The following is an 18,341-nucleotide window of genomic DNA, read 5'->3' on the forward strand; positions in this document are numbered from 1 at the left end:
TAAGTGAGACGAAAACGAGGAGCGTCCCCATGAGCAATTCATCCATCGTCATCGCCAGCGCAGGGCGAACAGCAGTCGGCGCCTTCAACGGTGCTTTCGCGACAGTCCTCGCGCATGAGCTCGGGGCGGCCGTCATCAAGGGTGCGCTCGAGCGCGCCGGCGTCGATGCAGGCGAGGTGGATGAGGTGATCCTCGGCCAGGTGCTTGCCGCCGGCGAAGGCCAGAACCCGGCTCGCCAGGCGGCGATGAAGGCCGGCATTCCGCAGGAAGCGACGGCCTGGGGCGTCAACCAGCTCTGCGGCTCGGGCCTGCGCGCGGTCGCGCTCGGCATGCAGCAGATCGCCACCGGCGACGCCAAGATCATCGTTGCCGGCGGCCAGGAATCCATGTCGATGGCGCCGCATGCCGCGCATCTACGCGGCGGCGTCAAGATGGGCGACATGAAGATGATCGACACGATGATCAAGGACGGCTTGACCGACGCCTTCCATGGCTACCACATGGGCATCACCGCTGAGAATATCGCGCGCCAGTGGCAGCTTTCGCGCGACGACCAGGATCAGTTCGCGGTCAGCTCGCAGAACAAGGCGGAGGCGGCGCAGAAGGCCGGCCGCTTTACCGACGAGATCATCCCCTACGTCATCAAGACACGTAAGGGCGACGTTACGGTCGATGCCGACGAATATATCCGTCACGGCGCGACGATAGAGGCGATGGGGAAGCTGCGGCCGGCCTTCGACAAGGATGGCACGGTCACGGCCGCGAACGCGTCCGGCCTTAACGACGGTGCCGCTGCGGCGGTGCTGATGAGCGAAGCTGAGGCAGTCCGGCGCGGCATCCAGCCGCTCGCCCGCATCGTTTCCTGGGCAACGGCGGGTGTCGATCCGCAGATCATGGGCACCGGACCGATCCCGGCTTCGCGCAAGGCGCTCGAAAAGGCCGGCTGGTCGGTCAACGATCTCGATCTCGTCGAAGCCAACGAGGCCTTCGCGGCGCAAGCCTGCGCCGTCACCAAGGATCTCGGGTGGGATCCGTCGATCGTCAACGTCAATGGCGGAGCGATCGCGATCGGCCATCCGATCGGCGCCTCGGGTGCGCGCGTTCTCAACACGCTGCTGTTCGAAATGAAGCGCCGCGGCGCCAAGAAGGGTCTCGCCACGCTTTGCATCGGCGGCGGCATGGGTGTGGCCATGTGCTTTGAAGCGCTTTAAATAGCATACGATCCATATTCGATTGAAGATCCCGCCACGAGCGGGCGAAAACACAAGGGGAGCGGAACATGAGCAGAGTGGCTCTGGTCACTGGGGGTACGCGCGGCATCGGCGCAGCAATATCCATGGCGCTGAAAAACGCCGGATACAGGGTTGCAGCCACTTATGCCGGCAATGACGAGAAGGCCAAAGCCTTCCATGACGTCACCGGTGTTGCGGTGTTCAAATGGGATGTTTCGGACTACGCTGCCTGCGGCGAGGGGATCACCAGGGTCGAACGCGAGATCGGGCCGGTCGAAATCCTCGTCAACAATGCCGGCATCACCCGCGACGCGATGTTCCACAAGATGACGCCGCAGCAGTGGCATGAGGTGATCAATACCAATCTCACCGGCCTCTTCAACATGACGCATCAGGTCTGGACCGGCATGCGTGACCGCAGCTTCGGCCGTATCGTCAATATCTCGTCGATCAACGGGCAGAAGGGCCAGATGGGCCAGGTGAACTATTCGGCGGCCAAGGCGGGCGATCTCGGCTTCACCAAGGCGCTGGCTCAGGAGGGTGCTGCCAAGAACATCACCGTCAACGCTATTTGCCCCGGTTACATCGGAACCGAAATGGTGCTTGCCGTGCCGGAGAAGGTGCTGAACGAACGCATCATTCCGCAGATCCCGGTCGGCCGTCTCGGCGAACCGGAAGAGATCGCGCGCTGCGTCACCTTCCTCGTCTCCGACGACGCCGGCTTCATCACCGGTTCAACGCTCACGGCCAATGGCGGACAGTTCTTCGCCTAGGTATTTCTGTCTTCGAGTCGACGGTAGAGATTAGATTCAAAGCGACAGCGCGTCCGGCAGGACGCGCTATCGCTGTTTTTTGAACGTCTCGTGATGCCGGTTGTGGCCGGTGTAGTGGTGCGTTTTCGGAAAGATCAAGAGCGGCGGTCTGTGTTCGGACGTCGCTGTGGCCGAGCTCTGGCCGGCACTTTGCGTAGCGAAGGATCATCGGTGCCGAGGGCTGATATCGCGGTCGTCAGGAAAGCCGACGCGATGAGAACGGCGACGAGGGAATTCAGCAAAATCTGAATCATGGAAGCGTTTCCTTTCCGGTGCGCCGGGCGGCTGTGCCTGCCCGTTGCGCTCTGAAGGAAATATGTGCCTGCCCGTTGGGCGGTGGTAGGTTTGACTTTCGTAACCGATTGTCAACGTCTCGTTGACGGATGCGACCGGCAAAAGAAAACGGGCGCCGAAGCGCCCGTTGGGAGTCCGATATGCTTTGCCGATCAGTAGCGGCAACGGGCCTCGTAGCGGCGGCCGTAGCGGTCGCGATAGACGCAGTAGCCGCGGCGTTCGACCGACTGGCCGATCAGCGCGCCGGTCAAACCGCCGGCAACGGCGCCGACGGCGGCACCACCCCAGCTGTTGGTGACGGCACCGCCGATAACCGCGCCGGTGCCGGCACCGATCGCCGTACCTTGCTCGGTCGCTGTGCAGGATGCCAAGGCGCCGACGAGGGCACCAATAAGAACAATCTTCTTCATCATGTCGTAACTCCCCAGGTTAGTTGGGCTTTAGATGCGGCCCATTAGTACAAGGATAATGATAATCACGAGAACTAGCCCCAAACCGCCAGAAGGTCCATAGCCCCAGCCACGGCTGTAACCCCAATTCGGCAAGGCTCCGATCAAGAGCAGAATGAGGATAATAAGAAGTATCGTGCCAAGCATGGTGTGTTTCCTTCATTTCATCCGCAATTTGGATGGACGAGAAACACGTATTGGCGATTTTTGTTCCCGGTTAAGCTCCGGAAATGTGTCGAAGCCTGATTCACGGTTTAATTTCCGTCATCTCGTAAAAACGCCGCTATGGTTAAAAAGACATTTAAATACAATATGTTGCGGTGAACGAAGCGGGAAAATCGCGATGTCGCCGATTCGTCAGCGATTCGTTCCGTTTTTGATCGGCGCGCCACAATTGGCCGCCCTGACTTAACGCTGTCTGAATCCGGCGCCTGAAAGATTAATGCTGATACGACGAGGTGGAGCGAGGCGATCTGCCGCCAATGCGCATCTAGGGCCTGGACCTGATAAGGCTACCAGATGTGGCCGTGAACGAAAGGCGAAAATGCCAGCGTCAGCGATTCGTCTCCGATTCGTTCCGGCTTTGGTCGAGAGGTTAATTTCGGGCGGATTTTCGCCTGTTCGAGATCGGGCGAAGATCGTCACTTACGACGGCGAAAATGGGAACAGGAGAGAGTCTCGCGATTCAGCATTTAGTGGGAAAAAGTGATTCAAAATCAATACTTAGCCGTGAACAAAAGCTGAATCAGCCGGAGTCATCGATTCGTCGCTGATTCGTTCTCACGCTGTTCCGAATCGGAAATTCGGCCGTTCCGGGCGACTCGCAAAGGTCGCAATCCCCGAGGCATTTTGAAATCTGCCCTTGCGTTTGCGGCGGTAGCTGTCCATTTGTTGTCCAGCTCCCATCGAGGAGCCGAGATTTTCCTGGGGCCACCCCGCCTCATTTGCATGGACCCATGACACTGACTTCGCAGCCGATGATTCTGAGTGGGCGCGGTGTGACCGCGGTGCTCGGGCCGACCAATACCGGCAAGACCCATTATGCCATCGAGCGCATGGTCGCGCACGGGACGGGCGTGATCGGCCTGCCGCTCCGGCTGCTGGCGCGCGAGGTCTATACGCGGGTGGTCGAGAAGGTCGGCGCACAGAATGTGGCGCTGGTCACCGGCGAGGAAAAGATTTCGCCACCCACTGCGCGTTTTTCCGTCTGCACTGTCGAGGCGATGCCGCGCGAAACCAGAGCCGCCTTCGTCGCGATCGACGAGGTGCAGCTCGCCGGCGATCTCGAGCGCGGCCATATCTTCACCGACCGCATCCTGCATCTTCGCGGCCGCGAGGAAACGCTGCTGCTCGGCGCGGCGACGATGCGGCCGATCCTGCAGCAGCTCCTGCCCGGCATCACTATCGTCGAGCGGCCGCGGCTTTCGCATCTTTTCTATGCCGGGCAGAAGAAGATCACACGGCTGCCGCAGCGCTCGGCCATCGTCGCCTTTTCCGCCGACGAGGTCTATGCCATCGCCGAGCTCATCCGCAGGCAGCGCGGCGGCGCGGCGGTCGTGCTCGGCGCGCTCAGCCCGCGCACCCGCAATGCTCAGGTGGCGCTCTATCAGGCCGGCGACGTCGAATATCTGGTGGCGACCGATGCGATCGGCATGGGCCTCAACCTCGATGTCGATCACGTCGCCTTTGCCCAGGACCGGAAATTCGACGGTTACCAGTTTCGCAATCTCAATCCGGGCGAACTCGGCCAGGTCGCCGGGCGCGCCGGGCGGCATGTGCGGGACGGAACCTTCGGCGTCACCGGGCAAGTCTCGCCCTTCGACGAGGAGCTGGTGCAGCGCATCGAGGGCCACGAGTTCGACAACGTCAAGGTTTTGCAGTGGCGAACGACCGAGATGGACTTCTCTTCAATCGCATCGCTGCGCGCCAGCCTTGAGACGGGACCGCGCGTGCCGGGGCTGACGCGGGCGCTGCCTGCGGTCGACCAGCAGGCGCTGGAACAGCTTTCGCGTTATCCAGAGGTCATCGATCTCGCCGACAGGCCGGCGCGCGTCGAAAAACTTTGGGAGGCTTGCGCACTTCCCGACTATCGGCGTATCACCCCAGCACAACATGCCGATCTTATCTCGACCCTCTTTTCCGATCTCGTCCGCTATGGCACGGTGAATGAGCAGTTTCTTGCGGAGCAGGTTCATCGCTCCGATCGAACAGATGGCGAAATTGACACGCTTTCGGCGCGAATCGCGCAGATAAGGACCTGGACCTACGTTTCGAATCGGCCCGGTTGGCTTGCCGATCCGACACACTGGCAGGAAAAGACGCGGGAAATCGAAGATCGATTGTCCGACGCGTTACATGAAAGGTTGACGAAACGCTTTGTTGATCGCAGGACATCTGTGCTCATGAAGCGCCTGAGAGAGAATGCGATGCTGGAAGCTGAAATCAGTGTGAATGGCGATGTCTTCGTTGAAGGACATCATGTAGGGCAGTTGAGCGGATTCCGTTTCACGCCGGTGGCGGGAACGGACGGGCCGGATGCCAAGGCGGTTCAGGCTGCGTCGCAGAAGGCGCTCGGGCTCGAGTTCGAAGCCCGCGCGGCCCGGATGCATGCCGCCGGCAACAGCGATCTGGTGATCGGTTCGGATGGGCTGATCCGTTGGCTGGGCGACCCGGTGGCGCGGCTTTCGGGCAGCGATCACATCATGCGTCCGCGCGTGATTCTGCTGGCCGACGAGCAACTGACGGGCAATGCCCGCGATCATGTTGCCGCCCGCATCGAGCGCTTCGTCAATCATCATATCAGCACGGTGCTGAAGCCGCTCGACGATCTGTCGCGTGCCGAAGACCTGCAGGGTCTCGCCAAGGGGCTTGCCTTCCAGCTCGTCGAGAATGTCGGGGTACTGTTCCGCCGCGACGTGACCGAGGAGGTGAAGTCGCTGGACCAGGAGGCCCGTGCCTCCATGCGCCGCTACGGCGTGCGTTTCGGCGCCTATCATATCTTCGTTCCCGCACTTCTGAAGCCGGCGCCGGCCGAGCTCATCACGCTGCTCTGGGCGCTGAAGAACGACGGTCTCGACAAGCCGGGCTATGGCGATCTCATTCCCGTGCTTGCCGCCGGCCGCACCTCCGTGGTCACCGATCCGAGCTTCGAGCGGATGTTCTACAAACTCGCCGGCTTCCGTTTCCTCGGCAAGCGTGCCGTGCGTATCGACATCCTGGAACGGCTTGCCGATATCATCCGTCCGCTGCTGCAATGGAAGCCTGGTCAGAACAACCGTCCGGAGGGTGCTTATGATGGCCGCCGCTTCACGACGACGACGGCGATGCTGTCGATCCTCGGTGCGACGCTCGAGGACATGGAAGAAATCCTCAAGGGTCTCGGCTATCGCGCCGATGCCGTGAAGGCGGAAGAAGCATCGGTCCATCTTGCGGCGCAGGATGCGGCCTCAGTACCTGCCGCCAGTGCGCAAACGCCTGCGGAAGAGACAGCCGAGAAGGCCGATCACGACGATGCCGATGGCGCCGCGGAAGAGACTGCTGCCGAGCCATCCGTAACCGAGGCGGCTTCGGCGGTTGCCGACGCGCCCGTGGCGGAAGCGGTTGAAAGCCCCGCTCCGGCCGAAGCGATCGAGGCATCTGCTCCGGCGGAAGCCTCTGTTTCCGGGGAAACCTCCGCTCCTGTGGAAGCGGTATCGGCTTCCGGGGAAGCAGGATTTGCTCCTGGGGAAGCCGGCGAGCCGACGGAACCGAAGCCGGTTCTTCTGTGGCGTCTTGGCGGTCGCAACGACAATCAGCGCCAGGGGCGCGGCGGGCATGGCGAACGCCGTGGCGGCCAGGGCCAAGAGCGCGGTCAAAATCAGGAGCGCGGCGACCGCAATCGCCGGCCGGGCGGCGGTGAAGGCGGCGAGGGCAATCGCGGCGGCGACGGCCGCGACAACAATCGCCAGAACCGCGGCAAGGAAGGCGGTGGTCGCGATGGTGGCCGGCCGCAGCAGGCAAGAGGCGACCGCAACAACCAACCGCGTGGCGACCAGCCGCGCGGCGACCGGCAGGACCGTGGCGATCGCAAGGATCGCGGCGAGCGTAACGATCGCAACGACCGCAACAACAATCGTGGCGGCTCGCAGCCGTTACGCTTCGAGGCCAAGCCGCCGCGCAAGGAGAAGCCGATCGATCCGGATTCGCCCTTCGCCAAGCTCGCAGCTCTCAAGGAGCAGATGAAGAAGTAATCATGAGCGGGGAGACACAGCCGACAAGCGGTTCGCGCCAGCGCATCGACAAGTGGCTGTTCTTCGCGCGCATGGTGAAGTCGCGCTCGCTGGCGCAGAGCCATATCCAATCAGGCCATGTGCGCATCAACGGCGAGCGTTGCAACCATCCAAGCCAGATGGTCAAGCCGGGCGACCGTATCGAGCTGACGCTGGAGCGGCGCGATGTCGTTCTCGTCATGCGCCTTGCCGGCGAACGGCGGGGGCCATACGAGGAGGCGCGCCTGCTCTACGACGACCAATCCCCGCCGCCCGATGAGACAAAACGTCTCACGCCCTACGAGCAGGCGATCCGGGCCACCGGCACCGGCCGTCCGACCAAAAAGGAAAGACGTGCAATCGACAGGCTGATGTCGGACGAGGATTAGAAAACTCTGTCTGCAGCGGCGGCTTTTGCAGATCGTTTATCCTTGAAATCCGGCGCCAAAGCCGATAGGTCACTGACAACCTGCCGGAAGCGTGCTTGCCTCCCAAGCCTGCTCACGCTTTTCTTCCGGCACGGGGATAGGCGCGACGTTCCAGGTTGCCCGGCCCCATCCGCATGGAAATCCTGGAGTTCTTCATGACCTATGTCGTGACCGACAATTGCATCAAGTGCAAATACACCGATTGCGTGGAAGTCTGCCCTGTCGACTGCTTCTATGAGGGCGAGAATTTCCTCGTCATCCATCCCGACGAATGCATCGATTGCGGCGTCTGCGAACCTGAATGTCCCGCCGAGGCGATCAAGCCCGATACCGAGCCGGGCCTCGACAAATGGCTGAAGATCAATACCGAATATGCCACGATCTGGCCGAATATCACGGTCAAGAAGGACCCGTTGCCCGAGGCCAAGGAAATGGATGGCGAGACCGGAAAATTCGAGAAGTATTTTTCGGAGAAGCCCGGTTCCGGCGATTGAGACAGCGCCCACATTCGGCCCCCGGATTCGGGCGACCGCGGCGCGAAACGTTTTAAAAGCTGCGTGAGGCATATGGGTGACATGTGTTGCTCGCATGACTCAAGCGAAGCAAATTATTGATTTCCTCATATTTTTATGATAGGTTTCGTCTACTGTTCCATTTGTGGCATAACGCATGCCCAAAACCATCACGAAAGCAAAACAAATCCGTACACGGTTTCCGTGACATATCAACGCTTTGAGCGCCGGGTCCCAAGATCGTGCGCAAGAAGTCTTTGCTTTTGCCCGATGGGACCAGAGTGAAGTCACCCGACGGATACTACCGTCTCACCCGGGCCTGACTGACCCGGCTCCGGCCGCCGCCGGAAGCGTAACAGGGAGTTTTTGAATAGAATGACGACTCAGCAGAAAAAGCCTTCTACAGCACGTCACGGCTTCAAGACCGGTGAATCGATCGTCTACCCCGCTCATGGCGTCGGTACCATCACCGCTATCGAAGAGCAAGAAGTTGCCGGCATGAAGCTCGAACTTTTCGTTATCGATTTCGAGAAAGACAAGATGCGTCTGAAGGTTCCGGTCGCGAAAGCGATGAGCATTGGTATGCGCAAGCTTTCGGAAACGGATTTCGTCGAGCGTGCTTTGAAGGTCGTGCAGGGCAAGGCGCGCGTCAAACGCACCATGTGGTCCCGCCGCGCCCAGGAATATGATGCCAAGATCAATTCTGGTGACCTGATTTCCATCGCTGAGGTCGTGCGCGATCTGTATCGTGCCGAGAACCAGCCTGAACAGTCCTATTCCGAGCGCCAGCTTTATGAGGCTGCACTCGACCGTATGGCGCGCGAAATCGCCGCCGTCAACAAGATGTCGGAAACCGAAGCCGTTCGCCTCGTCGAGACCAATCTCAACAAGGGTCCGAAGCGCGGCAAGGCGATCGAAGAAGACGATTCACAGGACGAAGCCGCATAAAGCGACCCTGATATTTGTCAAAAAACCCGGCCTTTGCGCCGGGTTTTTTTTATTGGAACTTTTTCCCGGCTGCCGCGTTTATCACACGTAATTGCGGACTGCTCGTCGGGCAACGGCCTCAACGGGCGAACTGCTATTCCGTCAATGTTCGATGAGGAGCGGATCATGCCTTTTCTAGATTGCCCATCCGGCAAAGTGAAGAAACAGGTCCAGCCCGGCCGTCTTACCGGCACATGATGAGAAATAGAGCCTTCCCCTGAAAAGTCCAGGGCGAGGCTTTTATGCATTCAGAACCCATTCAATCCGGACAGCGATGTTCCGGAACATGAGTTTTATTGTTCATTTCAGGGCGAGAGGCCTGTTCAGGAGATCGAAATGAAGAACATGTCTGCAGATCGGCGCATGATCAAAATCGCGATGGCCGCTCCTTATCTCGCCCGCCAGGAAGAGCACGATCTCGCCACCCGTTGGAAGGATCACGACGACCGCGGCGCCCGCAACCAGATCGCCATGGCGCATATGCGCCTCGTCATATCCATGGCCGGCAAGTTCCGCAATTTCGGCCTGCCGATGAGCGATCTGGTGCAGGAAGGTTATGTCGGCCTGCTCGAGGCCGCCGCCCGCTTCGAGCCGGAACGCGACGTGCGCTTTTCCACCTATGCAAGCTGGTGGATCAGGGCGTCGATCCAGGATTATATCCTGCGCAACTGGTCGATCGTGCGCGGCGGCACGAGTTCGGCGCAAAAAGCGCTGTTCTTCAATCTGCGCCGTCTGCGCGCCAAGCTCGCCAAGGGCGACACGCAGCTGACGCTGCAATCCATTCACCAGGAAATCGCCGCCGCTCTCGGCGTCAGCCTCTCGGATGTGCAGACGATGGATGCCAGGCTTTCCGGCAACGACGCTTCGCTGCAGGCGCCGTCGGTCTCCGGCGATGCCGAGAGCGCGGAGAAGATGGACTTCCTCGTCAGCGACGATCCCCTGCCGGACGAGCAGGTGTCCAACATGATCGACGGCGAGCGCCGCCGCGTCTGGCTCGCCTCGGCGCTGAAACACCTCAACGAACGCGAGATGAAGATCATCAGCGCCCGGCGTCTGGCGGAAGACGGTGCCACGCTCGAAGAACTCGGTGCCGATCTCGGCATTTCCAAGGAACGTGTGCGTCAGATCGAAAGCCGGGCGATGGAGAAGCTTCGCAGCGCGCTCGTCAGCGCCGATCCGCATATGGCGGCCTACGCCTGAACTTAAAGTGCGTCTCGATCTTAGATTCGCTTGTCGCGATTTAGATCATTGTCGCAAAACCGCCGCTCAGTTTTGCGCGAGATGTTTTATCCCCTCCAGCAGCACAGACTGGCCCGGCGCAAGCCGGGCCTCTTTTATTCGGCGATGATCTTGACGCGATCGCCTGTTGAAACGGCTGCGCCCGTGGGCAGGGCGTTGATGAGCTTGAAGAGATCGAGCTTGCGGTCTGTGCCCATCATGCGGGCGGCGAGTGTCGAGATGTTCTCACCCGGCCGGACGGTGACGACGCGGATGCGCAGCGGCTTCAGCGAGGCGGCCTCTGCCGGCGTCATGCGACGGAAACTCGCGCGCAGCACATTGGCCGTCGGCTCAAGGGCGCCGCTGCCCTTCGGCACGGCGGTCAGGAAACGGAAGATCTGCGAATTGTTGCGGATCACGGTCACATCGAAATCCCAGCGGTCGGCGCTGGCGCGCGCGGTGGCTGCTTCCATGCCGTTGATGGTGATCGGCTGGATGGTCGATGGGTCGAGGCCGGTCACCCAGCCGCTGGATATATAGTTGGTGAGGCTCTGGTTCTGATTGTCGGCGACGCCGTCGAAGCGGACGGCAATGTCGTTCGGGCCGGTGGCCATCACCGCTTCGACCTTGTTGTCGATGTGGAAATCCGGCGGCACGTCGAAGCGGATGCCGAGACCGCCATGCAGGAAGGTCTGGCCGCGCACATAGCCTTCCTCCGGGCTATCGCCGTAGAGCAGTCCGTCTATGCCGTCGAGATAATAATTGCGACCCTTGTCGCCGACCGAGCCTTCCTGGCCGAAGGCGCGGGCGTGGGTGCGGGCTAGCTCTATGCGCTGGGCCGAATTCGGATGGCTCGACAGGAAGTCGAGACTCTGGTCGGCTTCGGGATCAACCGACATGAAGCGACTGTAAGCCGCCATCGAATCGAGGAACCGGGCGGCAGCATAAGGGTCGTAGCCGGCTTCGCCGAGCATGCGCACGCCGATGACATCGGCCTGCAGTTCCTGCTGGCGGGAAAAGGCGGCGAGCCGCAGCTTGCCGCGGGCAAGCGCCTGCTTGCCGGCGATGTCGCTGGAGAGGACCTCGGCGACGACACGGCTGGCGATGACCTCAGCCTCTTCGCGCTTCTGCCGCTCGATGCCGTGGTTTGCCGTCACATGGCCCATTTCGTGCGACAGCACGGCGGCGACTTCCGAGGCGTCGTTGGCAAGGGCGAGCAGGCCGCGGGTAACGTAGAGATAACCGCCCGGCAGCGCGAAGGCGTTGATCGCCGGCGAATTCAGAATGGTGATGCGGTAGGACTGGCTCGGATTTTCCGACACCGCCGTCAGCGCGCCGGCGATGCGGGCGACGAGGCGCTCGGTTTTGGCGTCCTTGTATTCGCCGCCGTAGCTCGCCACGATGCGCGGATGCTCACGGGCGCCCATCGCTGCGCGCGGATCGTTCTTCTGCACCTCGTCGACGATCTGCGGGTTGGAAGAAGGCGAGACACTGGGCTGATAGGATTGGTCGATCAGCGATTGACAGCCATTCAGCACCATTGCGAGCGCCGAAAGCAGCATCAGGCGACGCGCGAAGCACCGCGGGGCGGAGATGGCATCACTGGAAAGCGCGGGCGAATTCCACGTCGTCAAGCTGTCCAGTCTGATTCTCCGCATCATGTCGCTGTTTTGCCGGTTTGCCGCAGATTCGGACCGACCGTGGCAAGGGGAACTCAACAGGTGCGCACCCCTGATCTCGCGCTGCACAATCGGCCGATACAAGTCGTTGCTGTAGCTGATTTACGCATCGGTTGCATAGCGAGACTCTGTTTAAATGTGGCGCCGTTGCATTTTAGCAAGCCTCAGGCATTAAGGCTTCCCTTCGCTCGGATGAAATTATGGCGAAAGTTCCGTCACAAAGCGGAGATTCGTCGACGGTGCGGAAAAAGAACGGCCCGATTGAAGCAACCGGCTCGATAGCGACAGTCCAGCGGGAAAATTGCAACCCTTGATACAGGCATCGAGAGGGAACGCCTCCTGATGAAGCATTCTCTCGCAGTAACGAGTCGACTATTCGGCAGCTTCCGCGGTCGCCGGTTGCGGCTTTGTCGTCTCGCCGGCGCGGGGCAGCTGCACGGGTTTCAGCATGATGGCGGCGGCAAGGCCGATCAGCGCAATGGCGCAGGAGGTCATGAAGAGCGGCGAGAAAGCGGCGGCATAGGTATCGGCGACGGCCTGGCGGCTCGCTTCGGGAAGGGCGGCCATCATTTTCGGCGTCAGCTGCTCGATATCGGCGACGCCGGGAATGGAGACGCCGACCTTGCCGAGCTCGGAGGCGATGATGGCGCCATAGATGGAAATGGCGATCGAGGCGCCGCCCATGCGCGACAGCGTCACCGAGCCGGTGGCGGCGCCGACGTCGCGGGCGGGTGCTGCATTCTGTACGCCGATGACGGGAACTTGCTGGGCAAGGCCGATGCCGATGCCGTGCAGCATCATGACCGCGCCGATGAAGGCGATCGGCGTTCCCGCATGGATCTGCGACATCAGCGCAAAGGCGATGGCGCTGCAGGTGAGGCTGGCGATGGCGAAGGGCTTGTAGCGCCCCGTCTTCGAGATGATGCGGCCTGCGGAAAGCGACCCGCAGACGAGGCCGCCGGTCAGAAGGATGAAGAGCAGACCGGCGGCCGACGGCGAAAGGCCGGTCGTGGTCTGCAGGAAGAGGGCGAGATAATTGACCATGCCGATGGCGATGGCGCCGCCCATGATCGAGATCACCAGGAGCAGGCTGAAGGTCGAATTGCGAAACAGCTGCAGGGGAACAATCGGCTCCGGCGCGCGGCGCTCGACGAACACCCAGGTGACGGCGCAGACGAGGCCGAAGACAACGATGCCGATGCTCTCAGGCGAAATCAATGCACCGAACAGTTCGCTGCTGTCGGTGGCAAGCACGATGCTTGTCGTCGTCATGGCAAGCAGAAGCGCACCGGCATAATCGATCTTGGGGCGACGATGCGGTTTGCGGTACGGCAGCATGAAGGCAAGGCCGGTGAGCACGATAAAGCCGATCGGCACGTTGACGAGAAAGATCGAACGCCAGCCGAAGAGATCGCTCATCGTCCCGCCGAGCACCGGGCCGATCGCGCCCGATGCCATCAGCACCAGGCTGGAATAGCTTTGATAGCGCGCCCGCTCGCGTGGCTCGAATAGGTCGGCGTTGACGGCGAAGATCGACACCATGATGCCGCCGCCGCCAAGGCCCTGCAGCACGCGGGCGGCGATCAGCGTATTCATCGAAACCGCAAGACCGCAGACTGTCGATCCGACGGTGAAGATCATGATCGCCGTCATCATCACGTATTTGCGGCCGAACAGATCGCCGAGCTTGCCGTAGAGCGGCATGACGGCGCTCAGCGACAGGAGATAGGCCGAGCCGATCCAGCCGAAGCGCTCGAGATGGCCGAATTCGCCGACGATCGTCGGGAGCGCCGTGGAGACGATTTGATTATCAAGCGTCGCCATGAACATGGCGGTCATCAGGAAGAAGAAGAGGGTAAGCCGGCGACGAGGATCCGTCACGAGCGGCGCAGGCGCGAGTTGCATGTCCATGGAGGTATCGTTCCGGGTTGAAGTGCTTTTATGTGCTAACAGCATATAATTGTCAATGGCACATTAATGACATCAGCATATTCAATTTTTGAATCGGCTCTGTTATGGTCCTGTGATGAGCGACGTCCTGACCAAGACCCCTTCTGCGGAGCCGGCCGAGCCGGATCGTGAAAACGTGCCGCGTATCGGCCGGAGCATGGCGCGCATGCGGCTGATGACCGGGCGGCGGCTGATCGGCCGGCTGGCGATCCAGAGTGCTGCACCGGGCCTTGAGCTTTCGCATCTCGACGTGCTCGATGCCGTGCGGAGGGCGCAGCCTGCCGGCGAGGTCACGGTCGGCATGATCGCAGAGATGCTGCGCATCGATCCGTCACGAGCAAGCCGGGTGGTGGCCGACATGGTCGGGCGCAACGTGCTGCGCCGCGAGGCCTCGCAGGCCGATGCGCGGCGGATCGTCGTCGTCATTACCGAGGTCGGCCAGGACCTGCTTGCCGAGATCGTCGCGCAGAAGCTTGCAATCATTTCCGAGATCGTTTCCGACTGGCCGCAGGAAGATGTCGAGCGTTTCGCAGCGCTTTTCGAGCGCTTCATCGGCGGCTACGAGGCGGTTTTCCTGTCGCGCGACAAGGATACACCGGGCTGAGGCAGACGCCGTCGTTCGCCGGCCCTTCCCCTCGACCCCTCGTTTGCGCTAAGGGCAATGCCCATGAGCCAATCCACATTCACCATTCTCCTTGGCGGCGAACTCAGCCTGACGGAGCGCCTGCGCGATGCCATCGAAGACAGCCGCTTCATTGCGGCCGATGGCGGCATGCGGCATGCGGCAGCACTCGGTATTACGCCGGAGCTCTGGGTCGGTGATTTCGATTCGACGCCTGATGATCTCGCGGGTGCATTTCCCGATGTGCCGAAACAGCCCTATCCGGCAGCGAAGGCGGCGACGGACGGCGAAATCGCAGTGGCGGAAGCAATCGCGCGGGGTGCCCGGCGGCTCATCCTCGCCGGTGCGCTCGGCGGTGAACGTTCCGACCACGCGCTTCAGCATCTGCTGTCGGCCGTCAGCCTGGCGGAAGAGGGTTTCGACCTGCTGCTGACCTCGGGCAAGGAAGAGGCCGTGCCGCTGGTGGCCGGTACGATCGAACTGGACCTTCCCAAAGGCAGCCTGTTTTCCGTGCCCGGATTCAGCGAGCTGAGAGGGCTTACCATCGAGAATGCGCGTTATCCGCTGGTGGATTTCCATCTGCCTTTCGGCTCGTCGCGCACCATTTCCAATGTTGCGGAAGGCAAGGTTCGCTTTTCGCTCCGCAGCGGCCGGGCAATCGTGCTCGCCCGGCCCTATGATCTTTCCGGAGTCTGATTTTTGGCCCCTCCCATTCTGAAACTCGACGATATCTTCCTGAGCTTTGGCGGTGCGCCGCTTCTGGCCGGTGCTGGCCTGCAGATCGAGCCCGGTGACAAAATCTGTCTCGTCGGGCGCAACGGCTCGGGAAAATCGACGCTGCTGAAGATTGCCGCCGGCCTGGTCGAGGCGCAGTCCGGCGAGGTCTTCCGCCATCCGTCCTCGACGGTGCGTTATCTCGAACAGGCGCCGGATTTTGCCGACTTCACCACGGTGCAGGCCTATGCCGAGGCCGGCCTCGGGCCAGGCGATGACCCCTATCGTGTCACCTATCTCCTCTCCCATCTCGGGCTGACCGGCGATGAAGACCCTAAAATGCTGTCCGGTGGCGAATCGCGGCGCGCAGCCCTTGCCCGGGTTATGGCCCCGGAGCCGGACATTCTTCTGCTCGACGAGCCGACCAACCATCTCGACCTGCCGACCATCGAATGGCTGGAAGGCGAGCTGCAAAAGACGCGCAGCGCCTTGGTATTGATCTCGCATGACCGGCGTTTCCTGGAAAAGGTCTCGACGGCAACCGTCTGGCTCGACCGCGGCACCTCGCGCCGGCTTGACAGAGGCTTTGCGCATTTCGAAGCCTGGCGCGACCAGGTGCTGGAGGCCGAGGAGCTGGAGCAGCACAAGCTCGGCAAGTCGATCGAGCGCGAGGAGCACTGGCTGCGCTATGGCGTCACGGCGCGGCGCAAACGTAACATGCGCCGTCTCGGCGAGCTGCAGACGATGCGCTCGAACTATCGCGGCCATAAGGGGCCGCAGGGCACGGTGCAGGCGACGGTTTCGGACGCGCAGGAATCCGGCAAGCTGGTGATCGAGGCCGACAAGATCACCAAGAGCTTCGGCGAGCGGGCAATCGTCACGCCGTTTTCGATCCGCGTGCATCGCGGCGACTGCATCGGTCTGGTCGGGCCGAACGGCGCCGGCAAGACGACGCTGCTGAAGATGCTGACCGGGCAGCTTTCACCCGATAGCGGCATCGTCAAACTCGGCACCAATCTGGAGATCGCGACGCTCGACCAGAAACGCGAGGATCTCGATCCCGAGGATACGCTTGCCAACTATCTGACGGATGGGCGCGGCGAAAACCTGCTCGTCAACGGCGAACAGCGTCATGTCACCGGCTACATGAAGGAATTTCTGTTTCAGCCGGAACAGGCGCGTACGCCGATCAGAAACCTCTCCGGTGGCGAACGCGCCCGGCTGATGCTGGCGCGCATCCTTTCGCGCCCAACGAACCTTTTGATCCTCGACGAACCGACCAACGACCTCGATATCGAAACGCTCGATCTCCTGCAGGAAATTGTCGCCGGCTTTCCCGGCACCGTCATTCTCGTCAGCCACGACCGCGATTTCCTCGACCGCACCGTGACCTCGACGATTGCACCCGCCGTGCCGGATGCGCCGGACGGCCGCTGGATCGAATATGCCGGCGGCTATTCCGACATGCTTACGCAACGCAAGGGCGCGCTTGAGGAGCGCAAGAGGGCAGAGAAGGCAGCGGAGAAGCCGAAGACGCAGGAGGCAGCGCCGTCCGCGGGAAGCACGAGGAGCAAGCTCTCCTTCAAGCAGAAATTCGCACTGGAAAACCTGCCAAAAGAAATGGCGAAGGCCGAAGCCGAAATCGCCAAGCGCGAACAGGTGATGGCAGATCCCAATCTTTTCACGCGCGATCCCGCAGCCTTCAACCGGCTTGCCGGCGAGATGGAAAAACTGCGCGCCAGCCTGACTGACATGGAAGAGGAGTGGCTGGAGCTCGAAATGCTGCGGGAAGAGCTGGAAGGCTGAGATTTTCTCAGACCTGAAGGCTCACTTTTCCTTGATTCGTCAGTGTGTCTTCCTGCGGCATAAGGTGCCGTCCGGCAGCCGGGGATATTGCCGATCGCAATGGCGACAAGGAAAAGTCATATGTCTCGCAAGCCTTATTCCCGTTTTCTCACAGCACTTACTGCCGGCAGCCTCGTGGCGCTTGCCCTGTCGCAAGACGCACAGGCGCAGGATGCCCAGCGCATTCGTGTTCGCGGCGCAATCGAAAGCCTCAGCGGCGATACGCTTGTCGTCAAGACGCGCGAGGGCAGCGATGCGACGGTCGCGCTGAAAGCCGGCTGGAAGGTCGGCGGCATCAGACAAGCTTCGGTCGAGGATATCAAACCCGGCGATTTCGTCGGTGTGGCCTCACTTCCGAAGGGCACCGGCCCGGACGGGGCGATCGAGGTGCTGATCTTTCCGGCGTCGATGAAGGGAACCGGTGAGGGCAACCGTCCCTGGGATGCGCAGCCGAACAGCCAGATGACCAACGCGACTGTCAGCAACGCCGTCAAATCCGTCGACGGCCACACGATCACGCTGACCTATCAGGGCAAGGAAAAGACCATCTCGATTGCCGATGGCACGCCGATCGTGACATTGGCGCCTGCGACCAAGGATGATCTGAAACCCGGTGCCGGCGTCGTCGTCACCGGCGAGAAGGCGGCTGACGGCAGCATCTCGGCCAGCCAGATCGCCGTTGGCCTCAACGGCATCACGCCGCCGATGTGATCGGCGGCTTTAGTAGAGGAAAAGGGTCAAGGCTCAGTTTTACACAAAGAGGCTTTCCCAGTCCTCCCGCCCATGCAGCACGCGAACAATCAGGATATTCTCGTCGCGGATCATGTAGGCAATCATATGCGCATGATACGGATGGAGCCGCATCGGCGGGTTCAACTCACGGCGCTCACGGGCCATGCGTGGATTATCGTCCAGCAGTTCAAACGTGCTGAATAGGTCATCGATGTATCGCTCTGACTGCGGCACGCCAAATTGATCGGCACCGAGAACATAAATTTCAGCTATGTCTCGATCCGCTTCGACGGTTGTGCGGTATTTCATACGTGTCGCGCAGCCAGCCGTTCGCGCGCGATTTGGAGAATATCGTCCTTGGAACGATCACTGACGCCGCTTTCCAACCCGTCGGTGATCAAATGCTGCAATTCCGCCAGCTTACCTGCGCGCTCTTGATCACGCCGTATCAGGTCGCGGACATAATCGCTCGCATTGCTGTAACGCCCGGTTTTTGTCTGAGCGTCCACCCATTCCTTCATTGGATCGGGTAGGGAAACATTCATGGTCGCCATATACATCACCTCGTCCGATCATCATGGCATATTTTGACAAAGATTGCATCATTCTCGCCATACAGG

Annotated in this window: 17 protein-coding genes; 11 read left to right on the top strand and 6 right to left on the bottom strand. The window is 61.1% G+C overall.

All coding sequences use genetic code 11. The features are described 5' to 3' along the window. The first annotated feature begins 29 nt into the window (after nt 1-29). Nucleotides 30-1,211, top strand: a complete 1,182-nt coding sequence (locus OIU37_RS25455) for an acetyl-CoA C-acetyltransferase (protein ID WP_171604492.1) — start codon at nt 30-32, stop codon at nt 1,209-1,211. Nucleotides 1,212-1,279: 68 nt separating this feature from the next. After that, entirely contained in the window at nt 1,280-2,005 is a 726-nt protein-coding gene (locus OIU37_RS25460) for a beta-ketoacyl-ACP reductase (protein WP_171604493.1), read from the top strand. A 485-nt stretch (nt 2,006-2,490) separates the two neighbouring features. On the opposite strand, the gene OIU37_RS25465 is transcribed toward OIU37_RS25460, so the two are convergent. Both OIU37_RS25465 and OIU37_RS25470 read right to left on the bottom strand, forming a co-directional pair. After that, nucleotides 2,491-2,751, bottom strand: a complete 261-nt coding sequence (locus tag OIU37_RS25465; RefSeq protein ID WP_003543792.1) for a YMGG-like glycine zipper-containing protein — start codon at nt 2,749-2,751, stop codon at nt 2,491-2,493. Between the two features lie 27 nt (nt 2,752-2,778). After that, nucleotides 2,779-2,934, bottom strand: a complete 156-nt coding sequence (locus OIU37_RS25470) for a DUF3309 family protein (protein WP_017962528.1) — start codon at nt 2,932-2,934, stop codon at nt 2,779-2,781. Nucleotides 2,935-3,743: 809 nt separating this feature from the next. On the opposite strand from OIU37_RS25470, the gene OIU37_RS25475 reads away from it, so the two are divergent. From OIU37_RS25475 to OIU37_RS25495, 5 genes are all read left to right on the top strand, one after another. After that, entirely contained in the window at nt 3,744-7,016 is a 3,273-nt protein-coding gene (locus OIU37_RS25475) for a helicase-related protein (protein WP_182208608.1), read from the top strand. A gap of 2 nt (nt 7,017-7,018) precedes the next feature. Next, nucleotides 7,019-7,423, top strand: a complete 405-nt coding sequence (locus OIU37_RS25480) for an RNA-binding S4 domain-containing protein (protein ID WP_180696550.1) — start codon at nt 7,019-7,021, stop codon at nt 7,421-7,423. A 194-nt stretch (nt 7,424-7,617) separates the two neighbouring features. Continuing rightward, nucleotides 7,618-7,956, top strand: coding sequence for a ferredoxin FdxA (gene fdxA, locus OIU37_RS25485; RefSeq protein WP_003567552.1), 339 nt, complete (start codon nt 7,618-7,620; stop codon nt 7,954-7,956). A gap of 393 nt (nt 7,957-8,349) precedes the next feature. Further along, complete coding sequence (locus OIU37_RS25490) at nt 8,350-8,922, top strand: CarD family transcriptional regulator (RefSeq protein ID WP_003543775.1); 573 nt, start codon at nt 8,350-8,352, stop codon at nt 8,920-8,922. A 375-nt stretch (nt 8,923-9,297) separates the two neighbouring features. After that, nucleotides 9,298-10,161, top strand: a complete 864-nt coding sequence (locus tag OIU37_RS25495; protein ID WP_012759432.1) for an RNA polymerase factor sigma-32 — start codon at nt 9,298-9,300, stop codon at nt 10,159-10,161. A 134-nt stretch (nt 10,162-10,295) separates the two neighbouring features. Here OIU37_RS25495 and OIU37_RS25500 read toward each other — a convergent pair whose 3' ends face one another. Then, the gene (locus OIU37_RS25500) at nt 10,296-11,840 is read right to left on the bottom strand and encodes a M48 family metalloprotease (protein ID WP_264258974.1); all 1,545 of its coding nucleotides are present in this window, start codon (nt 11,838-11,840) and stop codon (nt 10,296-10,298) included. A gap of 390 nt (nt 11,841-12,230) precedes the next feature. Then, a complete protein-coding gene (locus OIU37_RS25505) occupies nt 12,231-13,769 on the bottom strand; it encodes an MDR family MFS transporter (protein WP_180696547.1) in 1,539 nt (512 codons plus the stop codon). Between the two features lie 115 nt (nt 13,770-13,884). Between OIU37_RS25505 and OIU37_RS25510 the strand changes: the two genes are divergently transcribed. From OIU37_RS25510 to OIU37_RS25525, 4 genes are all read left to right on the top strand, one after another. Continuing rightward, nucleotides 13,885-14,412: a MarR family winged helix-turn-helix transcriptional regulator gene (locus OIU37_RS25510; protein ID WP_264258975.1), complete on the top strand. Its 528-nt coding sequence runs from the start codon at nt 13,885-13,887 to the stop codon at nt 14,410-14,412. A gap of 57 nt (nt 14,413-14,469) precedes the next feature. Further along, on the top strand, nt 14,470-15,126 hold the full coding sequence (locus tag OIU37_RS25515; RefSeq protein WP_182208607.1) for a thiamine diphosphokinase: 657 nt from the start codon (nt 14,470-14,472) through the stop codon (nt 15,124-15,126). A gap of 3 nt (nt 15,127-15,129) precedes the next feature. Further along, nucleotides 15,130-16,950: an ABC-F family ATP-binding cassette domain-containing protein gene (locus tag OIU37_RS25520; RefSeq protein WP_182208606.1), complete on the top strand. Its 1,821-nt coding sequence runs from the start codon at nt 15,130-15,132 to the stop codon at nt 16,948-16,950. A gap of 120 nt (nt 16,951-17,070) precedes the next feature. Next, on the top strand, nt 17,071-17,700 hold the full coding sequence (locus OIU37_RS25525) for a hypothetical protein (RefSeq protein ID WP_182208605.1): 630 nt from the start codon (nt 17,071-17,073) through the stop codon (nt 17,698-17,700). A gap of 39 nt (nt 17,701-17,739) precedes the next feature. Here the strand turns inward: OIU37_RS25525 and OIU37_RS25530 are convergent, their stop codons facing one another. Then, nucleotides 17,740-18,030, bottom strand: a complete 291-nt coding sequence (locus OIU37_RS25530; protein ID WP_180696543.1) for a type II toxin-antitoxin system RelE/ParE family toxin — start codon at nt 18,028-18,030, stop codon at nt 17,740-17,742. Next, entirely contained in the window at nt 18,027-18,275 is a 249-nt protein-coding gene (locus OIU37_RS25535; RefSeq protein ID WP_182208604.1) for a type II toxin-antitoxin system ParD family antitoxin, read from the bottom strand. The genes OIU37_RS25530 and OIU37_RS25535 overlap by 4 nt, the downstream gene beginning before the upstream one ends. Nucleotides 18,276-18,341: the final 66 nt, after the last annotated feature.

The sequence above is a fragment of the Rhizobium sp. BT-226 genome, assembly GCF_025847085.2.
GTDB classification, from domain to species: domain Bacteria; phylum Pseudomonadota; class Alphaproteobacteria; order Rhizobiales; family Rhizobiaceae; genus Rhizobium; species Rhizobium sophorae.

Coding starts and splice junctions, on each gene's coding strand:
- OIU37_RS25475 (WP_182208608.1), top strand. CDS start 3,744: ATGACACTGACTTCGCAGCCGATGATTCTGAGTGGGCGCGGTGTGACC.
- OIU37_RS25530 (WP_180696543.1), bottom strand. CDS start 18,030: ATGAAATACCGCACAACCGTCGAAGCGGATCGAGACATAGCTGAAATT.
- OIU37_RS25455 (WP_171604492.1), top strand. CDS start 30: ATGAGCAATTCATCCATCGTCATCGCCAGCGCAGGGCGAACAGCAGTC.
- OIU37_RS25470 (WP_017962528.1), bottom strand. CDS start 2,934: ATGCTTGGCACGATACTTCTTATTATCCTCATTCTGCTCTTGATCGGA.
- OIU37_RS25525 (WP_182208605.1), top strand. CDS start 17,071: ATGTCTCGCAAGCCTTATTCCCGTTTTCTCACAGCACTTACTGCCGGC.
- OIU37_RS25515 (WP_182208607.1), top strand. CDS start 14,470: ATGCCCATGAGCCAATCCACATTCACCATTCTCCTTGGCGGCGAACTC.
- fdxA (WP_003567552.1), top strand. CDS start 7,618: ATGACCTATGTCGTGACCGACAATTGCATCAAGTGCAAATACACCGAT.
- OIU37_RS25465 (WP_003543792.1), bottom strand. CDS start 2,751: ATGATGAAGAAGATTGTTCTTATTGGTGCCCTCGTCGGCGCCTTGGCA.
- OIU37_RS25505 (WP_180696547.1), bottom strand. CDS start 13,769: ATGGACATGCAACTCGCGCCTGCGCCGCTCGTGACGGATCCTCGTCGC.
- OIU37_RS25510 (WP_264258975.1), top strand. CDS start 13,885: ATGAGCGACGTCCTGACCAAGACCCCTTCTGCGGAGCCGGCCGAGCCG.
- OIU37_RS25500 (WP_264258974.1), bottom strand. CDS start 11,840: ATGATGCGGAGAATCAGACTGGACAGCTTGACGACGTGGAATTCGCCC.
- OIU37_RS25460 (WP_171604493.1), top strand. CDS start 1,280: ATGAGCAGAGTGGCTCTGGTCACTGGGGGTACGCGCGGCATCGGCGCA.
- OIU37_RS25490 (WP_003543775.1), top strand. CDS start 8,350: ATGACGACTCAGCAGAAAAAGCCTTCTACAGCACGTCACGGCTTCAAG.
- OIU37_RS25480 (WP_180696550.1), top strand. CDS start 7,019: ATGAGCGGGGAGACACAGCCGACAAGCGGTTCGCGCCAGCGCATCGAC.
- OIU37_RS25495 (WP_012759432.1), top strand. CDS start 9,298: ATGAAGAACATGTCTGCAGATCGGCGCATGATCAAAATCGCGATGGCC.
- OIU37_RS25535 (WP_182208604.1), bottom strand. CDS start 18,275: ATGGCGACCATGAATGTTTCCCTACCCGATCCAATGAAGGAATGGGTG.